We start from the raw sequence: 14,822 nt of genomic DNA, 5'->3' as shown, positions 1-14,822 counted from the left end.
CAGCGCTACTTGAGGCGTTGTTCTTGACGGCTGGTGGAAGTCCGGAGCTCGCCTTGCGCCTAAGAGCTCAGCGTGGTTTAGGCCAACCGATACAGGTTACGCTGGACAGAGCATCGTATGAATCCCTCTGGCAAGATCTCTTTTACGAGTTAGACGCCTCAAACGTCATCTCAAGTCGAATTGCCGGTTCTCCAAACAACACTCGGTCGCTTGCAATTGCCTATGAAGCACAGCAATCGTTGCGAATACCCTTGACTCACGGTGGAATGGATTCAACCTTGATTGCTCCGATTTCATTTACGTGGAAGGATTCGACTGGAAAGGAGTTCACAACCCAGCCTCGAATTACAGCGGAGGGCTTAGAAATCAAGGCTCCCTTCGAAGTACTTCCGGTTGCCCTTTTCTCAAGTGCGGCTTCGGCGCCGAATCCAACAGAAACAGCTAATAGATTCTCAGATCTCAGTAAACAGAATAGAGAGAAAGTCGTAGTCGAGACGTTACAAAAGGAGTTTCCATACATACAGAGTCTTTCCCTCGAAACGAACGCCGGGATATTGATGGTCTATGCATCTGTGGCGACAATGAAACAGAAGGTGCCCATCGGAATGGTGTCCGGTGGCGTGAATAAGCACCTCAGCATTCTCCTCGCTATCGCTAACCTACGGCATGGGATTGTCCTAATTGACGAAATCGAGAATGGCTTTTACTACGAGCGACTTCTGCCGCTCTGGAGAACATTGCTGAAATTCTGCGACCAATTCGACGTCCAGCTGTTCGCTTCAACTCACAGTTTGGAATGCTTGAGAGCCGCATTGTCTAGTCTCGAAGGGCACGAGCAAGATTTCTCGTTGATTAGGCTGGAGAGAGAAGATCGCGAGTGCACCGCAAAGTTGTTTTCCGGGAGGCAGCTTGAGAGTGCAATTCTGCACGAGATTGAAGTGCGATGAGAGATGCCAAAGAGGCTACAGCGCAACCGATTAATCGTCTGCGAAGGGCAAAGCGACTGCGCATTTTTCAGTCATTTGATTGAGGCCCGCGGTCTACCCGACTTCGATGTTTTTCACCCCGGTTCCCATGGTGCGGTTGACGTGGGGGGACGGGCAGCATTCGGCGAATTCCTGACAGGTATCAGTGCGACTCCCGGATTCGACAGGCTCCGCGGCATCCTGGTCGTATCCGACAATGACATAGACCCCGGCAAATCCTTCAACGAGGTCTGCGCTCACATAAGAAACGCTGGACTTGCTGTTCCAGCAGAACCACTGAAGCCTGCTTTTCCCGCGCACGGGCCGGCGGTCATCATCATGATGCTTCCAGCCACCGGCGTTGAGGGTAATTTGGAAGCTCTCTGTCTGCCGGCGGCGTATGACAGGAACCCCGGCATCAGTGAGTGTTTGGAACAATATTGCATCTGCACTCAGACCAACGAATGGGAGACTGGTAAGGCTTCGAAAATGCGATTGCGTGCACTCTTCTCAGTCGCCTTCAGAACTGATCCGAATACGAGTTTGGTTCATGCGTGGAACAGGACGGAAGATGTGATCCCGCTCGCCCATGCTTCCTTCGACAACATAGCGAACTTTCTCCGCGATTTTGACACTACTATCACTCCCGTTCTGGCAGCTGCGCCGTAGCGTGTCGGCCCTTGCGCCGCCTGAAGGCGGCTTCTCTCGGAGGCAAACGTTCGGCGAGAGCTTGCTCCAGATTGTGGTCAATACCCCTGGAAGCTATGGAAGTAGCTAGTAGCTGGTAGTTGGTAGCTAGCGATACCCTGAACCACCCCGCAAGATTCTGCTGTCAATACCCCTGAAAGCTATGAATCCAGCTAAGTTGAGCCGGTTTGCGGGCGTGAGCGTAGCGGGAGCCCGCAGGCGAAATCCTGAGCGGAGCGAAGGACCTCAAAATCTTGTCAATACCCCTGAAGGCCATAAATCCCGCTAACCCCCTGATGCGGATGGAAATAGAGTTCTGTGGAAAAGGGGCAAACAACTCCTCCCAACTTGGTATTCTGGAAGTAGATAGGAAAAACAGTCGTCAGTCGCTGGTCTCCAGCCCCACACGCCAATGCCCAAGCCACGGTACCCCAAACATCTTGGGGATCAGGCGGAGTGTGCCTTCCTCTGGCAATGCCTCAAGCGCGGCCTCGTTGTCTCCAAGCCCGTCTGGGGCATGGCACCCTACGACTTCATCGTCGAGGTGCCCGACTCCAAGGCCATACGTCGCCGCGGCCAGCGCGCACGCGTGCAACGCAAGTTGTGGCGCATCCAGGTCAAATGCACCAGAACCAAGTATCAATGCCGCTATGCCATCGGTGCTCACGGTTCCGCTCACCGCTCCTACCGCCTCGGCGAATTCGATTTCTTCGCTGCTTGGGTCATTCCTTTCGACGCCTGGTACATCATCCCCGCCGCCGAAGTCCTCCCCGTCACCGTCTTCGCCCTCTTCCCCCACGTCCAAGGCAGTTGGGGACGCTACGAGAAGTTCCGCGAGGCCTGGCGCCTGCTGGGAAGACGTTTCTAGTTTCTCGTTTCTAGCTTCTAGTCCGTCCGCGCCGCGTCACCCTCGCCGATCAATGACCAAAGGAGGGCCGGGCGATGTATAAGGGCAGTCTAAAATCGCATATCGCAGGAGGCCCCGTGGCAGATTCCCCTGAACCAATGCCCATCGAGTACGCGGTCTATGTTCCCTCCGACGCCGAAGGCATGGCGAAACTTCTGGGGGAGGTGTTCAGCCGTAACGATCCGCCCGCCATTGCCGCTCATGTGACCGCTGCTGAATTCGAGGCATTCGTCCGCCTGTTCTGTCCCAAGGCGGCAGCCGAGCGTCTGACGATCGTGGCGCGGCTCGCTGGTACGGGCGAACTGATCGGGGCGCTGCTGACCGAGGACTCGGCCTCGCCGCCGCCCGAGGGGATCGATCGGCTGAGCGCGAAGTTCGATCCCATCTTCGACATCCTGGGCCAGTTAGATACGGAATACCGAGGCGGCCGGGCGGTGCATCCGGGCGAGTGGCTGCACCTCTTCTTGCTCGGGGTTTCCGATCGCGTCGCCCGGCGCGGAGTGGGACAGCAACTGGTCGCGGCTTGCCTGGAGCACGGCAGGCGCAGAGGCTATCAACGGGCGGTCACCGAGGCGACGAACAAGGTCTCGCAGCACATCTTCCGCAAGCAGGGATTCGTCGCCCGCGTGCAGCGGTCGTACGAGGCTTATCGCTTCCAAGGACAGCAGGTTTTTGCATCGATAGCCGAGCACGGAGGTCCGATCCTGATGGACAGGTCGCTCGCTCCCTGATGACTGGCGATAACCGCCTTTAGCGCAAGACAAGAAAAGCCCGCGCGCGGGCGCGCGGGCTACTTTGTCCGGTTGTTCCGACCTTCACTTCGCTGCCACCTGGACGTTCCCCTGCTTCGCCTTGGGATAGAGGAACGCGTAACCCCACAGCGAGCCGGGACGAAACAGGGCGGTGATCCGATCCGGACCGCCCTCCGGAGCTGCCGCGGTGTAGGCCACAGTGTCGTCGCGATGGTTGCGGCTGGCGGGAACGATCAGGTAGTTGCCGTAGAACTCCGACCGGTCGATGTTGCTCACGGCCACGACGCTGCCGGAATCGGTCAAGCGAAAGCTATATTGTCCCGGCTGCAGAACGGCGCCCGGGATCTGCACGGGGCGCAGGGCGGTGACGCGGATCTCGGCAGCCGACGGCAGCGCGTACAGAATGACGGCCCCGGAGTTATCGCTGCCGGCGACCTGGCTGCGCGTGTCAGGGTCCGCTACGTTGGCCCAGACGGTGCCGGTGAAAACCAGCGCCGTCAGCGTCACAATCCAAACGATGGTCAAAACCTTGCGTTTCATACAGTGCTCCTTACTCTTTGATGCTCGCTCGCGTCTCAATGGCAAGAACACGCCTGCGCTATTGGGTGGGTAAAGATTCGGTCAAGGGAATGTAAAGTTCTGTAAAGCCGATACTCGGAAGGGCGATAAGGCCCGCGCGAGGGCGCGCGGGCTACTTTGTCGAAACATATTCTGTGCTTGAAGCAGACCCGTCACGGCAGGGGTCCCTAGACTCGGGCTGAGGCTCTGGCGCGGACGAAAAATCCGCTAACCATCCCGGTCCGGGACCGTCCAAGGCTGTGTTATGAGACAGCTCCTCAATGCGCTCGCATTCGCCGCGGTGGTGATCGCGGTATTCGTCATGGAAAGCAACCTGCCCGGCAAGGTGGCTTCCAGCCCCCTGGTGGCGCGGGTGGCGCGGGCCCAGGCCGTCCGTCAGAAGATGGTACAGGCGGAGATGCGCCGGGTCGCGGAGCGTGTCCAGGTGCAGGTGCAGCAGCGCGACCCCGGCGCCTGCAAGATCGTCCGCATGGACCAGTAGCGATTACGCCACCCTGGCGCCGGCCCGCGACTCCTCGGCGGTCGTGGGATCGATGATCCGCAGCACCTCCGAGACGCGATTCGCCGGGAACCCTCCCTGCTTGGCGTGCTCCCGGATGAGCTCCGCGCTGGGCGCGATATAGACGCAGTAGATCTTGTCGTCGGTCACGTAGCTCTCCACCCACTGGATCTGCGGGCCAAGAACGCGCAGCACCGAGCACGACTTCTGCGAGACCCCCTGCAAGTCCTGGGCCGTCAGCTTGCCCGCCCCCGGGATCTCCCGTTCGATCACGAATTTCGGCATGAACTCACTCCCCAAGGAGAGTCTCTTCCCACAAACAACCTGAGAGATTCTGCCGCAGACAAGATGCAGCCGCAAGGGGAAAGGATTCGCGCTCGAGAGTGACTTCCGCGAAGGGCTACTGTGCTATGCTGCCCGCACTCTGAGGGCGGATGATCGGGCAAACGGTATCCCACTACAAGGTCCTGCAGCGCCTGGGCGGCGGCGGCATGGGCGTGGTCTTTGAAGCCGAGGACTTGCGCCTGGGGCGCAAGGTGGCGCTCAAGTTCCTGCCCGACGATCTGGTGAACAACCCGGCGGCGCTGGAACGCTTCCAGCGCGAGGCCCGGGCCGCCAGCGCCTTGAACCATCCCAACATCTGCACCATCCACGACCTGGGAGAGCACGAGGGGCAGCACTTCATCGTCATGGAACTGATGGAGGGCCAGACCCTGAAGCACCGCATCGAAGGCCGGCCGCTGCCGGTGGACCAGCTGCTGGAGTACTGCATCCAGATCGCCGACGCGCTGGACGCGGCGCACAGCGCGGGCATCATCCACCGCGACATCAAGCCCGCCAACCTGTTCCTGACCAAGCGCAAGCAGGCCAAGGTGCTGGACTTCGGACTGGCCAAACAGAAGCTGATGCCGGCCACCGTTATCGGCCTGTCGGGGCAAGCGACTGCCGTCGAAGAGCACCTCACCAGCCCCGGCTCCACGGTCGGAACGATCGCTTACATGTCGCCGGAGCAGGCGAAAGGGGAGGAGATTGACGCGCGCTCGGACCTGTTCTCGTTCGGGGCGGTGATGTACGAGATGGCGACCGGGCGGATGCCGTTCGGCGGGGCGACGTCGGCGGTGATCTTCGACGCCATCCTGAACCGGGCGCCGGCGTCGCCGGTGCGGCTGAATCCGGAGCTGCCGGCGGAGCTCGAGCGGGTGATCAACACCGCGCTGGAGAAGGACCCCGATCTGCGCTACCAGTCGGCGGCAGAGATGCGCGCCGAGCTGAAGCGGGTGAAGCGGCAGCTGGATTCCGGCAAGAGCCTGGCGGCGAGCGGATCGGCAGTGGCGGCGCCTTCGGGCTCGTCGCCGGCAGTGGCGCCGGTTTCGGGCACCTCGGCTCCTGCGGTGGCATCACCCTCCTCGGCGACCACGGCGGCGGTAGCAGCGGTGTCATCGGGGAGCGTAGTGGTCCCGGCGCGGCGATTCCCGCGCAACATCCTGATCATCGCGGCCGCGGTGGTCGTGGCCATGGGCGTCGCCGGCTTCCTGTATTCCCGTCGCGCCAAGGCGATGACGGAAAAAGATTGGATCCTGCTCACCGATTTCACCAACACCACCGGCGACTCGATGTTCGACGGCACCCTAAAGAAAGCGCTGGCGGTGGACCTGGAGCAGTCGCCGTATCTGAACGTGGTGAACGACCGCAAGGTGCAGGAGACGCTGAAGTTCATGGGACGCCCGCCGGACACGCGGGTGACCAGCGACGTGGGGCGGGAAATCTGCCAGCGCGCGGGCGTGAAAGCCATGCTCACCGGGTCGATCGCCAGCCTGGGAAGCCAGTACGTGGTCACGCTGGAAGCCATCAACGCCGCCAGCGGCGACTCCATCGCGCGCGCCGAAGGCCAGGCCTCCAGCAAGGAAGAGGTGCTGGCAGCGCTGGACAAAGCGGGGCGGCAGATGCGGGAAAAACTGGGCGAATCGGTGGCGTCCATCCAGAAATTCGACAAGCCGCTCACCGAGGCCACGACCTCGTCGCTGGAGGCGTTGAAGGCGTACAGCCTGGGGGACGCGAAGCGGGATTCAGGCGACGAACTCGGCTCCATCCCATTCTTCAAGCACGCCATCGAACTCGACCCGAATTTTGCCAGCGCCTACGGAAAGCTGGGCACGATCTTCAACAACCTGGGTGAGTCCGGGCAGCGGCGGGAATACCAGCAGAAGGCGTTCGACTTGAAGGACCGGGCCAGCGAGCACGAGCGGCTTTACATCGTCGGCCACTACTACACCGACAGCGGGCAGATCCAGAAAGGGATCCAGGCCTGGGAGCTGTTCCGGCAGACGTATCCGCGGGACTTCGCTCCGACCACCAACCTTGCCGCTCTGTACCTGACCATGGGCCGCTTCGAGAAAGCGCTGGAGAATGGACAGGAGGCGTTGCGGCAGAACCCCGACTCGGTGTTCGGGTACAACGTCACCTCGGCGGCATATCTGGGCCTGGGGCGTGTGGACGAGGCCAAAGCGGTCGTGGCGGAGGCCACGGCCAGAAAGATCAATTCTCCGGAGCACCATGCAATGCTCCTGGCCATTGCGAGGATGAGTGGGGACCAGGCGGCGATCGAGCGAGAGACCGCCGCACTGAATGCCACGGATCCGGGACGCGCGGGTCTATGGAACATGGAGGCGAATATCGCCGCGCTCCATGGCCAGCTGCGCCGCGCCGGACAGACCCGGCAAAAGACGGTCGAACTGTTGCAGCGTCTGGGAGCAAAGGAGGTGGCGGCCCAGGACATCATGGAAGGCGCCGGGTTCTATGCCATGGTGGGGAAGCGTACCGAGGCCGAGCGCGGTGTGGACGAAGCATTCAAGGAGTTCCGCTCCCCCCGCCTCGAGCTCCTTGCGGCGATGGTTCTCGCTCATATCGGAGATGCTCGTGCCATTCCCATGGCAGAGGCAGCGGCCAAGAGCGAACCGCTGAACGATTGGTATCAGTCGGTCGAATTGCCGGTAGCCCGGGCACTGTGGGAAGGAAACCACGGCAACCCGGCCAAGGTGATCGAAGTGCTGGAGCCGGCGCGCGCATTCGACGGACGCGACTTCTGGGTGCAGTATCTGCGGGCGAGCGCGCAGCGCCAGACCGGACGATACGACGAGGCCATTGCGGCGTGCCGACACATCCTGGTGGACCTGAAGTATGTGAGTCCGTTTGACCCGGCGCGGGCGCTGGTCCAACTGGAGCTGGGGCGCGCCTACGCCGGGAAGGGCGACAAGGCCGCCGCCCGCACCGCCTACCAGGACTTCCTGGCGCTGTGGAAAGACGCCGACCCTGACATCCCGCTGCTGAAGCAAGCCAAGGACGAATACGCCAAGCTGCAGTAGTACCAGGTACCAAGTACCCAGTACCAAGCACAACTTGACCCTTGTTCGGGTTGGGCGTAGGCTGCGCTGACCCTCACCCCATTTTAGGAGACAATCCATGGTTTCGCTCGCCTCCCTGTGGCTGCCCATCGTGCTGTCGGCGGTGATCGTGTTCATCGCCAGTTCCATCCTGCACATGGCCCTGAAGTACCACCAGGGCGACTACCGCCAGCTTCCTGAGGAGGACAACCTGCGCGCCGCGCTGCGGAGCGCGGGAGTGACCCGCGGGCTGTACATGTTCCCGTACTGCAAACACGACCAGATGAAGTCGGCGGAGATGGCGGAGAAGTGGAAGCAGGGGCCGAACGGGATGGTGATCATCCTGCCCACCGGCATGCCGCAGATGCCCAAGTTCCTGGGACAGTGGTTCGGCTACCTGCTGCTGATGAGCTTCTTCATCGCTTACCTGGCGGCGCACACCATGGCGGCGGGCACGCCGTATCTCCATGTATTCCGGGTGGTGGGGACGGCCGGGTTCATCGGCTACGGTCTGGCGAACATCACCAATGGCATCTGGAGAGGCCACACCGGGAGCATGGTCATGAAGGACGTGATCGATGGCCTGGTGTACGGTCTGCTGACGGCGGGGACCTTCGGCTGGCTGTGGCCGAAATAGCGCGTCACTTCTGGAAGAACATCTTCACGGCCACTCCGAAGAGGAGGAGGGCGAAGATCCTGCGCAGGCCGCCGCTGGAAATATGCTGGGCCAGGCGTCCGCCGAAGTAGCCTCCGAAGAAAACGCCAACCGACATCAGCAGGCCGAACTTCAGGTCGGCGTGGCCGGCCTTGTAGTACTGCCAGAAGGCGAGCGCTCCGGTGGGCGGCAGGAGCATAACGAGAGTGGTGCCCTGGGCCATGTGCTGCGACATGGCAAAGCCGTAGACCAGGATGGGCACCAGGATGATGCCCCCGCCCACGCCGACCAGGCCGGAGAAGACCCCTACTGCAATGCCGATCAGAATGCCGACGATCACGTGCGTCATCTGCGCTCCTTCGATGGCCCCGCCAGGGGCTGCAGCATTGTACGGCGGCCCACGCGAGGACGTGCGGGCTACTTTGGAACCGGTCGTGGGCTAGAATCCTTTTCCATGCGCAAACGATGGGCAGTTCTTTTCCTTCTTCTTGGTTCCATTGCGCTCGCCTCTTCTTCTGACAAGGGGGCGATCCGCAAGACGCTCAACGACCAGGTGCGGGCGTGGAATGCGCACGACCTGCGCGGGTATATGCAAGGATATTGGAACTCGCCGGAGCTGACTTTCTACTCCGGCGGCACGGTGACGCGGGGATGGCAGGCCACCCTAGAGCGCTACCAAAAGCGGTATCAGGGCGAAGGGCGGGAGATGGGAGCGCTCGATTTCGAGATCCTCGAAGTGCAGTTGTTTAGCAAAGACGCTGCGGTCGTATACGGAAAGTGGCATCTGAAGATGGCGGACGGGAAGGAGCCGCGCGGGCTGTTCACGGTGGTGGTGCGGAAGTTCGGCGAGGGATGGCGGATCGTGCACGATCACACCAGCGCAGAGTAAGAAGAACCTCACCACAAAGGACACAAAGGCACACGAAGGAAAACACAAAGGAAGCGCTTATCGCTTGGTGCGCTGGAGTTCGCGGTAGGCAGCGGATTTGGAGACGCCCATCTCCTTGGCCACGAGCTTGAGGGCCGACTTCTCGTCGAGCTGCTTCTCTGACATCACTTCTCTCAGCCGCGAACTCACCGATTTCTTCCTGGGAGCCTCCTTGGCGAGGACTTCGGGGGCGCGGTCGATGAGCAAGGTGATCTCGCCCTTGACCTCGCCGCGAGCGCGGAGGATGTCGAGCACCTGATCGGCGCGGCCGCGCAGGAACTCCTCGTGGATCTTGGTGACCTCGCGGGCGACCACCACGTGGCGGGAGGCGCCGAGGACTTCGACCACGTCTTCCATGGTCTCCACGATGCGGTGGGGGGCTTCGTAAAAGATCTGGGTGCGCGGGGTCTCGCGGATCTTGAGCAGTTCGTCGCGGCGCTGGCCGCGCTTGTGGGGCAAGAAACCGCCGAAGCGGAAGGACTCGGCGGGCAACCCGCTGGCGACCAGGGCGGCCACGAAAGCCGAAGCGCCGGGAACGGGCACCACCTTGATATGGTGGCGGATGGCGAGCGAGATAAGGCGGTAGCCGGGATCGGAGATGCCGGGCATGCCGGCGTCGGAGACCAGGGCCAGGCGGGCGCCTTGCTCGGCGTTCAGGATGAGCTCGGCGGCGCGAGTCAGCTCGTTGTGCTCGTGATAGCTGACGGTCGGAGTGTCGATGTCGTAATGGTCGAGCAGCTTGCTGGTCTGGCGGGTGTCCTCGCAGGCGATCAGGTCCACTTCCTTGAGAATGCGCAGGGCGCGCAGACTGATGTCTTCGAGGTTGCCGATGGGGGTGGCGACGACGTAGAGGACGGGGCCGGGAGTGTCCGGCCGCGCATTGTTGCCGCCGGTTTTCATGCGGGCGAAGTCTATACCCCTCGAAGCGCATAGTCCATAGGGCATGGTCCATAGCAAGACTCACCACAAAGGAACACGAAGGAAGACACAAAGGCAACCCTGCGAATCCGAGGTACAATCGGAGCAGCTCATGAAGTACTCCCTCCGCATTATTACGCTCCTGCTGTTGTGCGGGCTGGCGAGCCAGGCAGCAGCGGCTCCCGAGAGCCGGCTGGCGCGGCGCATCGACGCCATCCTGGCTGAACCCGAGGCGGCGCGCGGGTTCTGGGGCATCCAGGCGGTCTCGCTGACGACGGGGAAGGTGCTGTACGAGCAGAACGCCGACAAGCTGTTCACGCCGGCGTCGATCACCAAGCTGTTCACCACCTCGGCGGCGCTGGCGCTGGTGGGGCCGGACTACCGCTTCAAGACCACGGTGGAGACGGCGGGGATGGTGGACAAGCACGGGCGAGTGACCGGGGACCTGGTGCTGGTGGGGCGCGGAGACCCGAACCTCTCCGGGCGGACGCTGCCCTACAGCATCCGCACCGAGCGCAAGCTGCCGCCGGCCAGCGTGCTGGCGGACCTGGCCGACCAGCTGGTGCAGAAGGGCGTGAAGTACATCGACGGCGATATCGTGGGCGACGATTCCTTCTTCGCTTCCGAGCGCTACGGGGAAGGATGGTCGCAGGAAGACCTGGTGTGGGGCGTGGGGGCGCCGGTGTCGGCGCTGACCATCAACGACAACGTGATGTTCGTGAACATCCTGCCGGCGGACCGGCCGGGAGAGAAGGCGTTCGTCAGCGTCGAGCCGTTCGCGAACTACTACACCATCGACAACCGGATCCTGACCACGCCGACGGGCACCGGCCCGCGCAAGTTCGTGTTCACGCGGCAGCCCGGATCGCGGGTGCTGACGCTGTGGGGAAACATCCCGGCGGACGATGCCGGCGGCGGCGAGGGCCTGGCGATCGATGAGCCGGCGGATTTCGCCGCCCAGCTCTTCCAGGACCTGCTGGAGCAGCGCGGCATCACCGTCTACGGCAAGACGCGTACCCGGCACACGGAACTGGCCAACCTGGAAAACCTGTCGGTGACGGCATTCGCGTCGGGCGGCGGCCGGCCCACCAACAACCACCAGCCCCTGGTCCTGGGGCTGCACGAGTCTCAGCCGCTGCTGGAGGACCTGACGGTCACCAACAAGGTCAGCCAGAACCTGCACGCGGAACTGATGCTGCGCCTGCTGGGCCGGGAAAAAGGGACGGCGGGCACGGTGGAGAGCGGGCTGGAAGTCGAGCGCGGGTTCCTGACCCAGGCGGGGATCGGACGCGATGAGTATGCGCTCTACGATGGCTCGGGGATGTCGCGGCTGAACCTGGCGACGCCGGCAGCCGTGGTCAAACTGCTGCAATACGCCGACAAGCAGCCCTGGGGACCGAGCTTCGCCGGCACCCTGCCGGTGGCCGGCACCGATGGCTCGCTCATCGACCGCCTGAAAGGGACGGCGGGCGACGGCCGGCTCAGGGGGAAGACGGGCACGTTGACCCACGTCACCGCTCTGGCCGGCTATGCCACGACGGTGGGAGGCGAGCGAGTGGCGTTCACCGTCTTCTGCAACAACCACACCCTACAGACCAAGCGGGCGCAGGAACTCATCGATCGGATCGTGCTGGCGCTAGTGGAAGACGGCTCGGCGAAGAAGTAGAGCAGGTCGGAGGTCGTCAGTCGTCGGTCGTCGGCAAAGCATGCGCGCTACGCGCAAGGCGTCCTGCGGACGCCAACCGGGGCCGCACGGGGGCGAGCGGCCTACAAAGGTCCTGGCTCGGGACGACAGTGCTTTAGTCTTGTTGTCTATTTCCCGCCGGCGGCGCGGTGGAGGGGCTTGCCGCCTTCGGAAGCGACGTTGATGCGCGAGGGGCGGGTGTATTCGATGGCGGCGTTGCCGACACGGAGGACGACGCGGGTGGCCGAGACCTTCTCCGCCACCAGGCAGCGGGTGCAGAGGCAGTTGTAGGCCGTGCGGGAGCCGTTCTCGCGTTCCACCTCGACCGGCAGGACGTGGCGGACGTGGGCGCGGCAGACGGCGCACCTGCCTCCGCCGCGGATGCGGAACTTCAGTTCCGCGAACGAGAACAGCAGGTTGGCCTGGCGGACGGTGTCCTTCTCCTCTGCACCGTTGGCCAGAGCGGCCAGGTACTGCTGCAGTTCCCGGTGCGATATGGCGCCGCGCTTATCAGCCATTGCACGTATTTCAGCAGGTTTCTCGGGCCCAGGCAATGCCTTTGGGGAGAGGTATGTCCGAAGGTCACCTGCGGAGAGGTTACTCCAGCACGAAGAGGAATGGGCGGGACTGCCCGGGGCCAGGCCAGCGCCGGGCCCCTACCGCAAGCTCAGTGGTCCCATCGAGGATGGCAGGGGAGAAGCGGCAGATGGCGGCCTGGTCGCGGGTGCGCAGGCGTTCCAGGCGGACCTCCCGGCCGGTAAAGCGTTGCGGGAAGGTGACGCTGTCTTCGGCGCCGCAGCAGAGGTAGAGCGAGAGGACGTCGCAGAACTGGAGGACGTCGGTCAGGAATCCGGGATCGCGGCCGGAACATGCCGGCAGCAGGGAGCGGCGGCGACGGTCTTCGGCGGTGAGAAAGCCGAGGAGCAGGCGGGTGTCGTCGGGCGTGTCCTTGCGCGAATTGAGGCGAAAGTCGGCCAGGCGGCAGAAGTGCTGGCTGACGATGACCCCGCCGATGGGCGCGACCTGCTGGGAGCGGTCGATGGAAGCGGTCCAGGCCTCAATGAAGGTGGGCGGAGTCTCGTCGATGAAGGAGGCGGGGCGGCGGGGAGCAGCGAAGGCGGCGGCGTCGAGGGGGCCCCAGCCTTCGTCGTGCAGCGCGATGGCCTGCCGCACCGCCTGGTCGAGGCCGGGGAAGTGCTGGGGAGCGAGATGCGCCGCCAGGTCGCCGGCCAGGGAGGCGTGGTCGGGCTGGGCGATGAGCCAGCATTCCGCGCCGGGGTCCTTCTGGGTGGCTTCCACCGCCTGCCAGGCCGACAGCGGATGATCACCTGGCGGGCGCGGGGCGAGCGGGCGCAGGATCATGGTCAGGGCCGCCGGGCGCGGCGGCGGACCCGTCCGCTGGCGGCGGCGCGCGCCGGCCCGGAGCTGGAGGGAGGCTTGCGCATCCCTTGCAGCAGGTCACGAAGCACGACGGCATTGTTGTGCTCTTCGTTCCGGGAGGAGAAGACAAGGGTGAGGGTCCGGGAGGCGCCCGCCAGCCGGTACAATTCCTCCAGCGCGCGCGAGGCGGCCGCCGTGCAAAGTTCCTCAAGGTAGCGCTTGCGGAAGAGCACCCATTGGGAGGGACGGGCGTGATACCAGCGGCGCAACTTGTCGGAAGGCGCCAGGTCGCGCAGCCAGTGGTCGATCAGGGCCTTTTCTTTGGTCAGGCCGCGGGGCCAGAGCCGGTCCACCAGGACGCGCACGCCGTCGGAGACCGAAGGCTTCGCGTAAGCGCGCTTGAGCTTGACCGTCATGCGGGTTGGCGAACCGGGCGTGCGCTCTCCATAATAGTGCGTTTCCCATGCGAGAGAAAATCCTCAGCGCGGCGGTGGCCTTGCTGGTGTGCGCCGGCATCGTGGGTTGCACGGAGCCGAAGCCCAAGAGCGACGCGGAGCTGGGCCTGACGCCGCAGCAGGCGGCCGGCCGGCGCGTCTATGACCTGCGCTGCCTCGCCTGCCACGCGGCGTACTCGCGCTCAGGCAAGAATGGGCCGTCGCTGAAGGGCATCTACGGCAAGCCTTACTTTCCCAGCGGCACGCCCGCGAACGACGAGCGGATGACGGACATCATCCTGCTGGGACGCCCGATGATGCCGGCCTTCCGCAACCAGCTGACGAAACAGGAACTGGACGATCTGCTGGCATACTTGCACACCTTATAGGGTCGTGAGTCGTGGGTCGTGGGCAGGAGTCGCAAGTCGTGAGTCGCAGGTCGCAAGCGAATCAGGTTTGAATCGAAGGCCGGTAGCGGGGCATCGTACAATAGAGCGTTCCCGATGGCATCTATGGTCGAACTCGTGCAGATCCAGCCGGTACCGCCGAAGCGCACACCCAAGCCGCACTGGATCAAAGCCCCCGCGCCACTGGGCGAGAACTATCGCAACCTGAAAACGCTGGCGCGGACCCTTGGACTGCATACGGTCTGCGAGTCGGCGCAGTGTCCGAATATCGGCGAGTGCTGGAACCACAAAACCGCCACCTTCATGCTGCTGGGGGACATCTGCACCCGGCGGTGCGGGTTCTGCGCGGTGCCCAAGGGCAAGCCGGGGCCGATCGACTGGGACGAGCCGCGGCGGGTGGCGGAGGCGGTGGCGCGGCTGGGGCTGAAGCATGCGGTCGTCACCAGCGTGAACCGCGACGACGACAACATCGGCGGGGCGAAGGTTTTCGCCGAAACCATCCGCGAGATCCGGCGGCAAGCACCGGGGTGCCGGGTGGAGGTGCTGATCCCGGATTTCCAGGGGATCGAAGAGGCGCTGCGCATCGTGCTCGACGCCCAGCCCGAGATCCTGAACCACAACACCGAAACCGTGCCGCGGCTGTACCG

Annotated in this window: 18 protein-coding genes; 11 read left to right on the top strand and 7 right to left on the bottom strand. The window is 63.4% G+C overall.

Going from position 1 to position 14,822, the window contains the following annotated elements:
* The 4 genes from VMS96_13195 to VMS96_13180 form a co-directional block, all read left to right on the top strand.
* On the top strand, window positions 1-947 hold a 947-nt coding region (locus VMS96_13195), incomplete at its 5' end, for an AAA family ATPase (protein HVP44383.1).
* Window positions 948-950: 3 nt separating this feature from the next.
* Entirely contained in the window at window positions 951-1,634 is a 684-nt protein-coding gene (locus VMS96_13190) for a DUF3226 domain-containing protein (protein HVP44382.1), read from the top strand.
* Window positions 1,635-2,064: 430 nt separating this feature from the next.
* Window positions 2,065-2,520, top strand: a complete 456-nt coding sequence (locus VMS96_13185; GenBank protein HVP44381.1) for a group I intron-associated PD-(D/E)XK endonuclease — start codon at window positions 2,065-2,067, stop codon at window positions 2,518-2,520.
* Between the two features lie 116 nt (window positions 2,521-2,636).
* Window positions 2,637-3,290 (top strand): GNAT family N-acetyltransferase, encoded by a 654-nt coding sequence (locus VMS96_13180; GenBank protein HVP44380.1) that lies wholly within the window; start codon window positions 2,637-2,639, stop codon window positions 3,288-3,290.
* A gap of 84 nt (window positions 3,291-3,374) precedes the next feature.
* On the opposite strand, the gene VMS96_13175 is transcribed toward VMS96_13180, so the two are convergent.
* Complete coding sequence (locus VMS96_13175; GenBank protein HVP44379.1) at window positions 3,375-3,851, bottom strand: hypothetical protein; 477 nt, start codon at window positions 3,849-3,851, stop codon at window positions 3,375-3,377.
* A 283-nt stretch (window positions 3,852-4,134) separates the two neighbouring features.
* Here VMS96_13175 and VMS96_13170 point away from each other — a divergent pair, with 283 nt between their 5' ends.
* On the top strand, window positions 4,135-4,371 hold the full coding sequence (locus tag VMS96_13170; GenBank protein HVP44378.1) for a hypothetical protein: 237 nt from the start codon (window positions 4,135-4,137) through the stop codon (window positions 4,369-4,371).
* 3 nt (window positions 4,372-4,374) lie between these two features.
* Here the strand turns inward: VMS96_13170 and VMS96_13165 are convergent, their stop codons facing one another.
* A complete protein-coding gene (locus VMS96_13165; protein ID HVP44377.1) occupies window positions 4,375-4,674 on the bottom strand; it encodes a DUF4242 domain-containing protein in 300 nt (99 codons plus the stop codon).
* A gap of 149 nt (window positions 4,675-4,823) precedes the next feature.
* On the opposite strand from VMS96_13165, the gene VMS96_13160 reads away from it, so the two are divergent.
* Window positions 4,824-7,751: a protein kinase gene (locus tag VMS96_13160; protein ID HVP44376.1), complete on the top strand. Its 2,928-nt coding sequence runs from the start codon at window positions 4,824-4,826 to the stop codon at window positions 7,749-7,751.
* Between the two features lie 97 nt (window positions 7,752-7,848).
* Window positions 7,849-8,406, top strand: coding sequence for a hypothetical protein (locus tag VMS96_13155; protein ID HVP44375.1), 558 nt, complete (start codon window positions 7,849-7,851; stop codon window positions 8,404-8,406).
* 4 nt (window positions 8,407-8,410) lie between these two features.
* Here the strand turns inward: VMS96_13155 and VMS96_13150 are convergent, their stop codons facing one another.
* Window positions 8,411-8,773: a TSUP family transporter gene (locus VMS96_13150; GenBank protein ID HVP44374.1), complete on the bottom strand. Its 363-nt coding sequence runs from the start codon at window positions 8,771-8,773 to the stop codon at window positions 8,411-8,413.
* 105 nt (window positions 8,774-8,878) lie between these two features.
* On the opposite strand from VMS96_13150, the gene VMS96_13145 reads away from it, so the two are divergent.
* Window positions 8,879-9,313, top strand: coding sequence for a nuclear transport factor 2 family protein (locus tag VMS96_13145; protein ID HVP44373.1), 435 nt, complete (start codon window positions 8,879-8,881; stop codon window positions 9,311-9,313).
* 57 nt (window positions 9,314-9,370) lie between these two features.
* On the opposite strand, the gene rsmI is transcribed toward VMS96_13145, so the two are convergent.
* Complete coding sequence (gene rsmI / locus VMS96_13140) at window positions 9,371-10,252, bottom strand: 16S rRNA (cytidine(1402)-2'-O)-methyltransferase (GenBank protein ID HVP44372.1); 882 nt, start codon at window positions 10,250-10,252, stop codon at window positions 9,371-9,373.
* A 130-nt stretch (window positions 10,253-10,382) separates the two neighbouring features.
* Between rsmI and dacB the strand changes: the two genes are divergently transcribed.
* Window positions 10,383-11,936: a D-alanyl-D-alanine carboxypeptidase/D-alanyl-D-alanine-endopeptidase gene (gene dacB / locus VMS96_13135; GenBank protein ID HVP44371.1), complete on the top strand. Its 1,554-nt coding sequence runs from the start codon at window positions 10,383-10,385 to the stop codon at window positions 11,934-11,936.
* Between the two features lie 146 nt (window positions 11,937-12,082).
* Here the strand turns inward: dacB and VMS96_13130 are convergent, their stop codons facing one another.
* From VMS96_13130 to VMS96_13120, 3 genes are all read right to left on the bottom strand, one after another.
* A complete protein-coding gene (locus VMS96_13130; GenBank protein HVP44370.1) occupies window positions 12,083-12,472 on the bottom strand; it encodes a hypothetical protein in 390 nt (129 codons plus the stop codon).
* Window positions 12,473-12,551: 79 nt separating this feature from the next.
* Complete coding sequence (locus tag VMS96_13125; protein HVP44369.1) at window positions 12,552-13,316, bottom strand: DUF3891 family protein; 765 nt, start codon at window positions 13,314-13,316, stop codon at window positions 12,552-12,554.
* A gap of 2 nt (window positions 13,317-13,318) precedes the next feature.
* On the bottom strand, window positions 13,319-13,750 hold the full coding sequence (locus VMS96_13120) for a DUF488 family protein (GenBank protein ID HVP44368.1): 432 nt from the start codon (window positions 13,748-13,750) through the stop codon (window positions 13,319-13,321).
* 47 nt (window positions 13,751-13,797) lie between these two features.
* Here VMS96_13120 and VMS96_13115 point away from each other — a divergent pair, with 47 nt between their 5' ends.
* Window positions 13,798-14,157 carry a cytochrome c gene (locus tag VMS96_13115; protein ID HVP44367.1) on the top strand — a complete coding sequence of 120 codons (360 nt, stop codon included), beginning with the start codon at window positions 13,798-13,800 and terminating at the stop codon, window positions 14,155-14,157.
* A gap of 114 nt (window positions 14,158-14,271) precedes the next feature.
* A partial coding sequence (locus VMS96_13110; GenBank protein ID HVP44366.1) for a lipoyl synthase occupies window positions 14,272-14,822 on the top strand: 551 nt, incomplete at its 3' end.

This window comes from Terriglobales bacterium, assembly GCA_035543055.1.
GTDB lineage: Bacteria > Acidobacteriota > Terriglobia > Terriglobales > Acidobacteriaceae > JAIQFD01.
Note: the sequence above shows the minus strand (reverse complement) of the source record. Positions and strands in the feature narration are given on the sequence as shown.

Excerpts from the sequence above, each read along its gene's own strand:
- VMS96_13165 (HVP44377.1), bottom strand. The coding sequence starts at position 4,674 with ATGCCGAAATTCGTGATCGAACGGGAGATCCCGGGGGCGGGCAAGCTG.
- VMS96_13145 (HVP44373.1), top strand. The coding sequence starts at position 8,879 with ATGCGCAAACGATGGGCAGTTCTTTTCCTTCTTCTTGGTTCCATTGCG.
- dacB (HVP44371.1), top strand. The coding sequence starts at position 10,383 with ATGAAGTACTCCCTCCGCATTATTACGCTCCTGCTGTTGTGCGGGCTG.
- VMS96_13115 (HVP44367.1), top strand. The coding sequence starts at position 13,798 with ATGCGAGAGAAAATCCTCAGCGCGGCGGTGGCCTTGCTGGTGTGCGCC.
- VMS96_13175 (HVP44379.1), bottom strand. The coding sequence starts at position 3,851 with ATGAAACGCAAGGTTTTGACCATCGTTTGGATTGTGACGCTGACGGCG.
- VMS96_13160 (HVP44376.1), top strand. The coding sequence starts at position 4,824 with ATGATCGGGCAAACGGTATCCCACTACAAGGTCCTGCAGCGCCTGGGC.
- VMS96_13190 (HVP44382.1), top strand. The coding sequence starts at position 951 with ATGCCAAAGAGGCTACAGCGCAACCGATTAATCGTCTGCGAAGGGCAA.
- VMS96_13125 (HVP44369.1), bottom strand. The coding sequence starts at position 13,316 with ATGATCCTGCGCCCGCTCGCCCCGCGCCCGCCAGGTGATCATCCGCTG.
- VMS96_13150 (HVP44374.1), bottom strand. The coding sequence starts at position 8,773 with ATGACGCACGTGATCGTCGGCATTCTGATCGGCATTGCAGTAGGGGTC.
- VMS96_13185 (HVP44381.1), top strand. The coding sequence starts at position 2,065 with ATGCCCAAGCCACGGTACCCCAAACATCTTGGGGATCAGGCGGAGTGT.
- VMS96_13130 (HVP44370.1), bottom strand. The coding sequence starts at position 12,472 with ATGGCTGATAAGCGCGGCGCCATATCGCACCGGGAACTGCAGCAGTAC.
- rsmI (HVP44372.1), bottom strand. The coding sequence starts at position 10,252 with ATGAAAACCGGCGGCAACAATGCGCGGCCGGACACTCCCGGCCCCGTC.
- VMS96_13155 (HVP44375.1), top strand. The coding sequence starts at position 7,849 with ATGGTTTCGCTCGCCTCCCTGTGGCTGCCCATCGTGCTGTCGGCGGTG.
- VMS96_13170 (HVP44378.1), top strand. The coding sequence starts at position 4,135 with ATGAGACAGCTCCTCAATGCGCTCGCATTCGCCGCGGTGGTGATCGCG.
- VMS96_13120 (HVP44368.1), bottom strand. The coding sequence starts at position 13,750 with ATGACGGTCAAGCTCAAGCGCGCTTACGCGAAGCCTTCGGTCTCCGAC.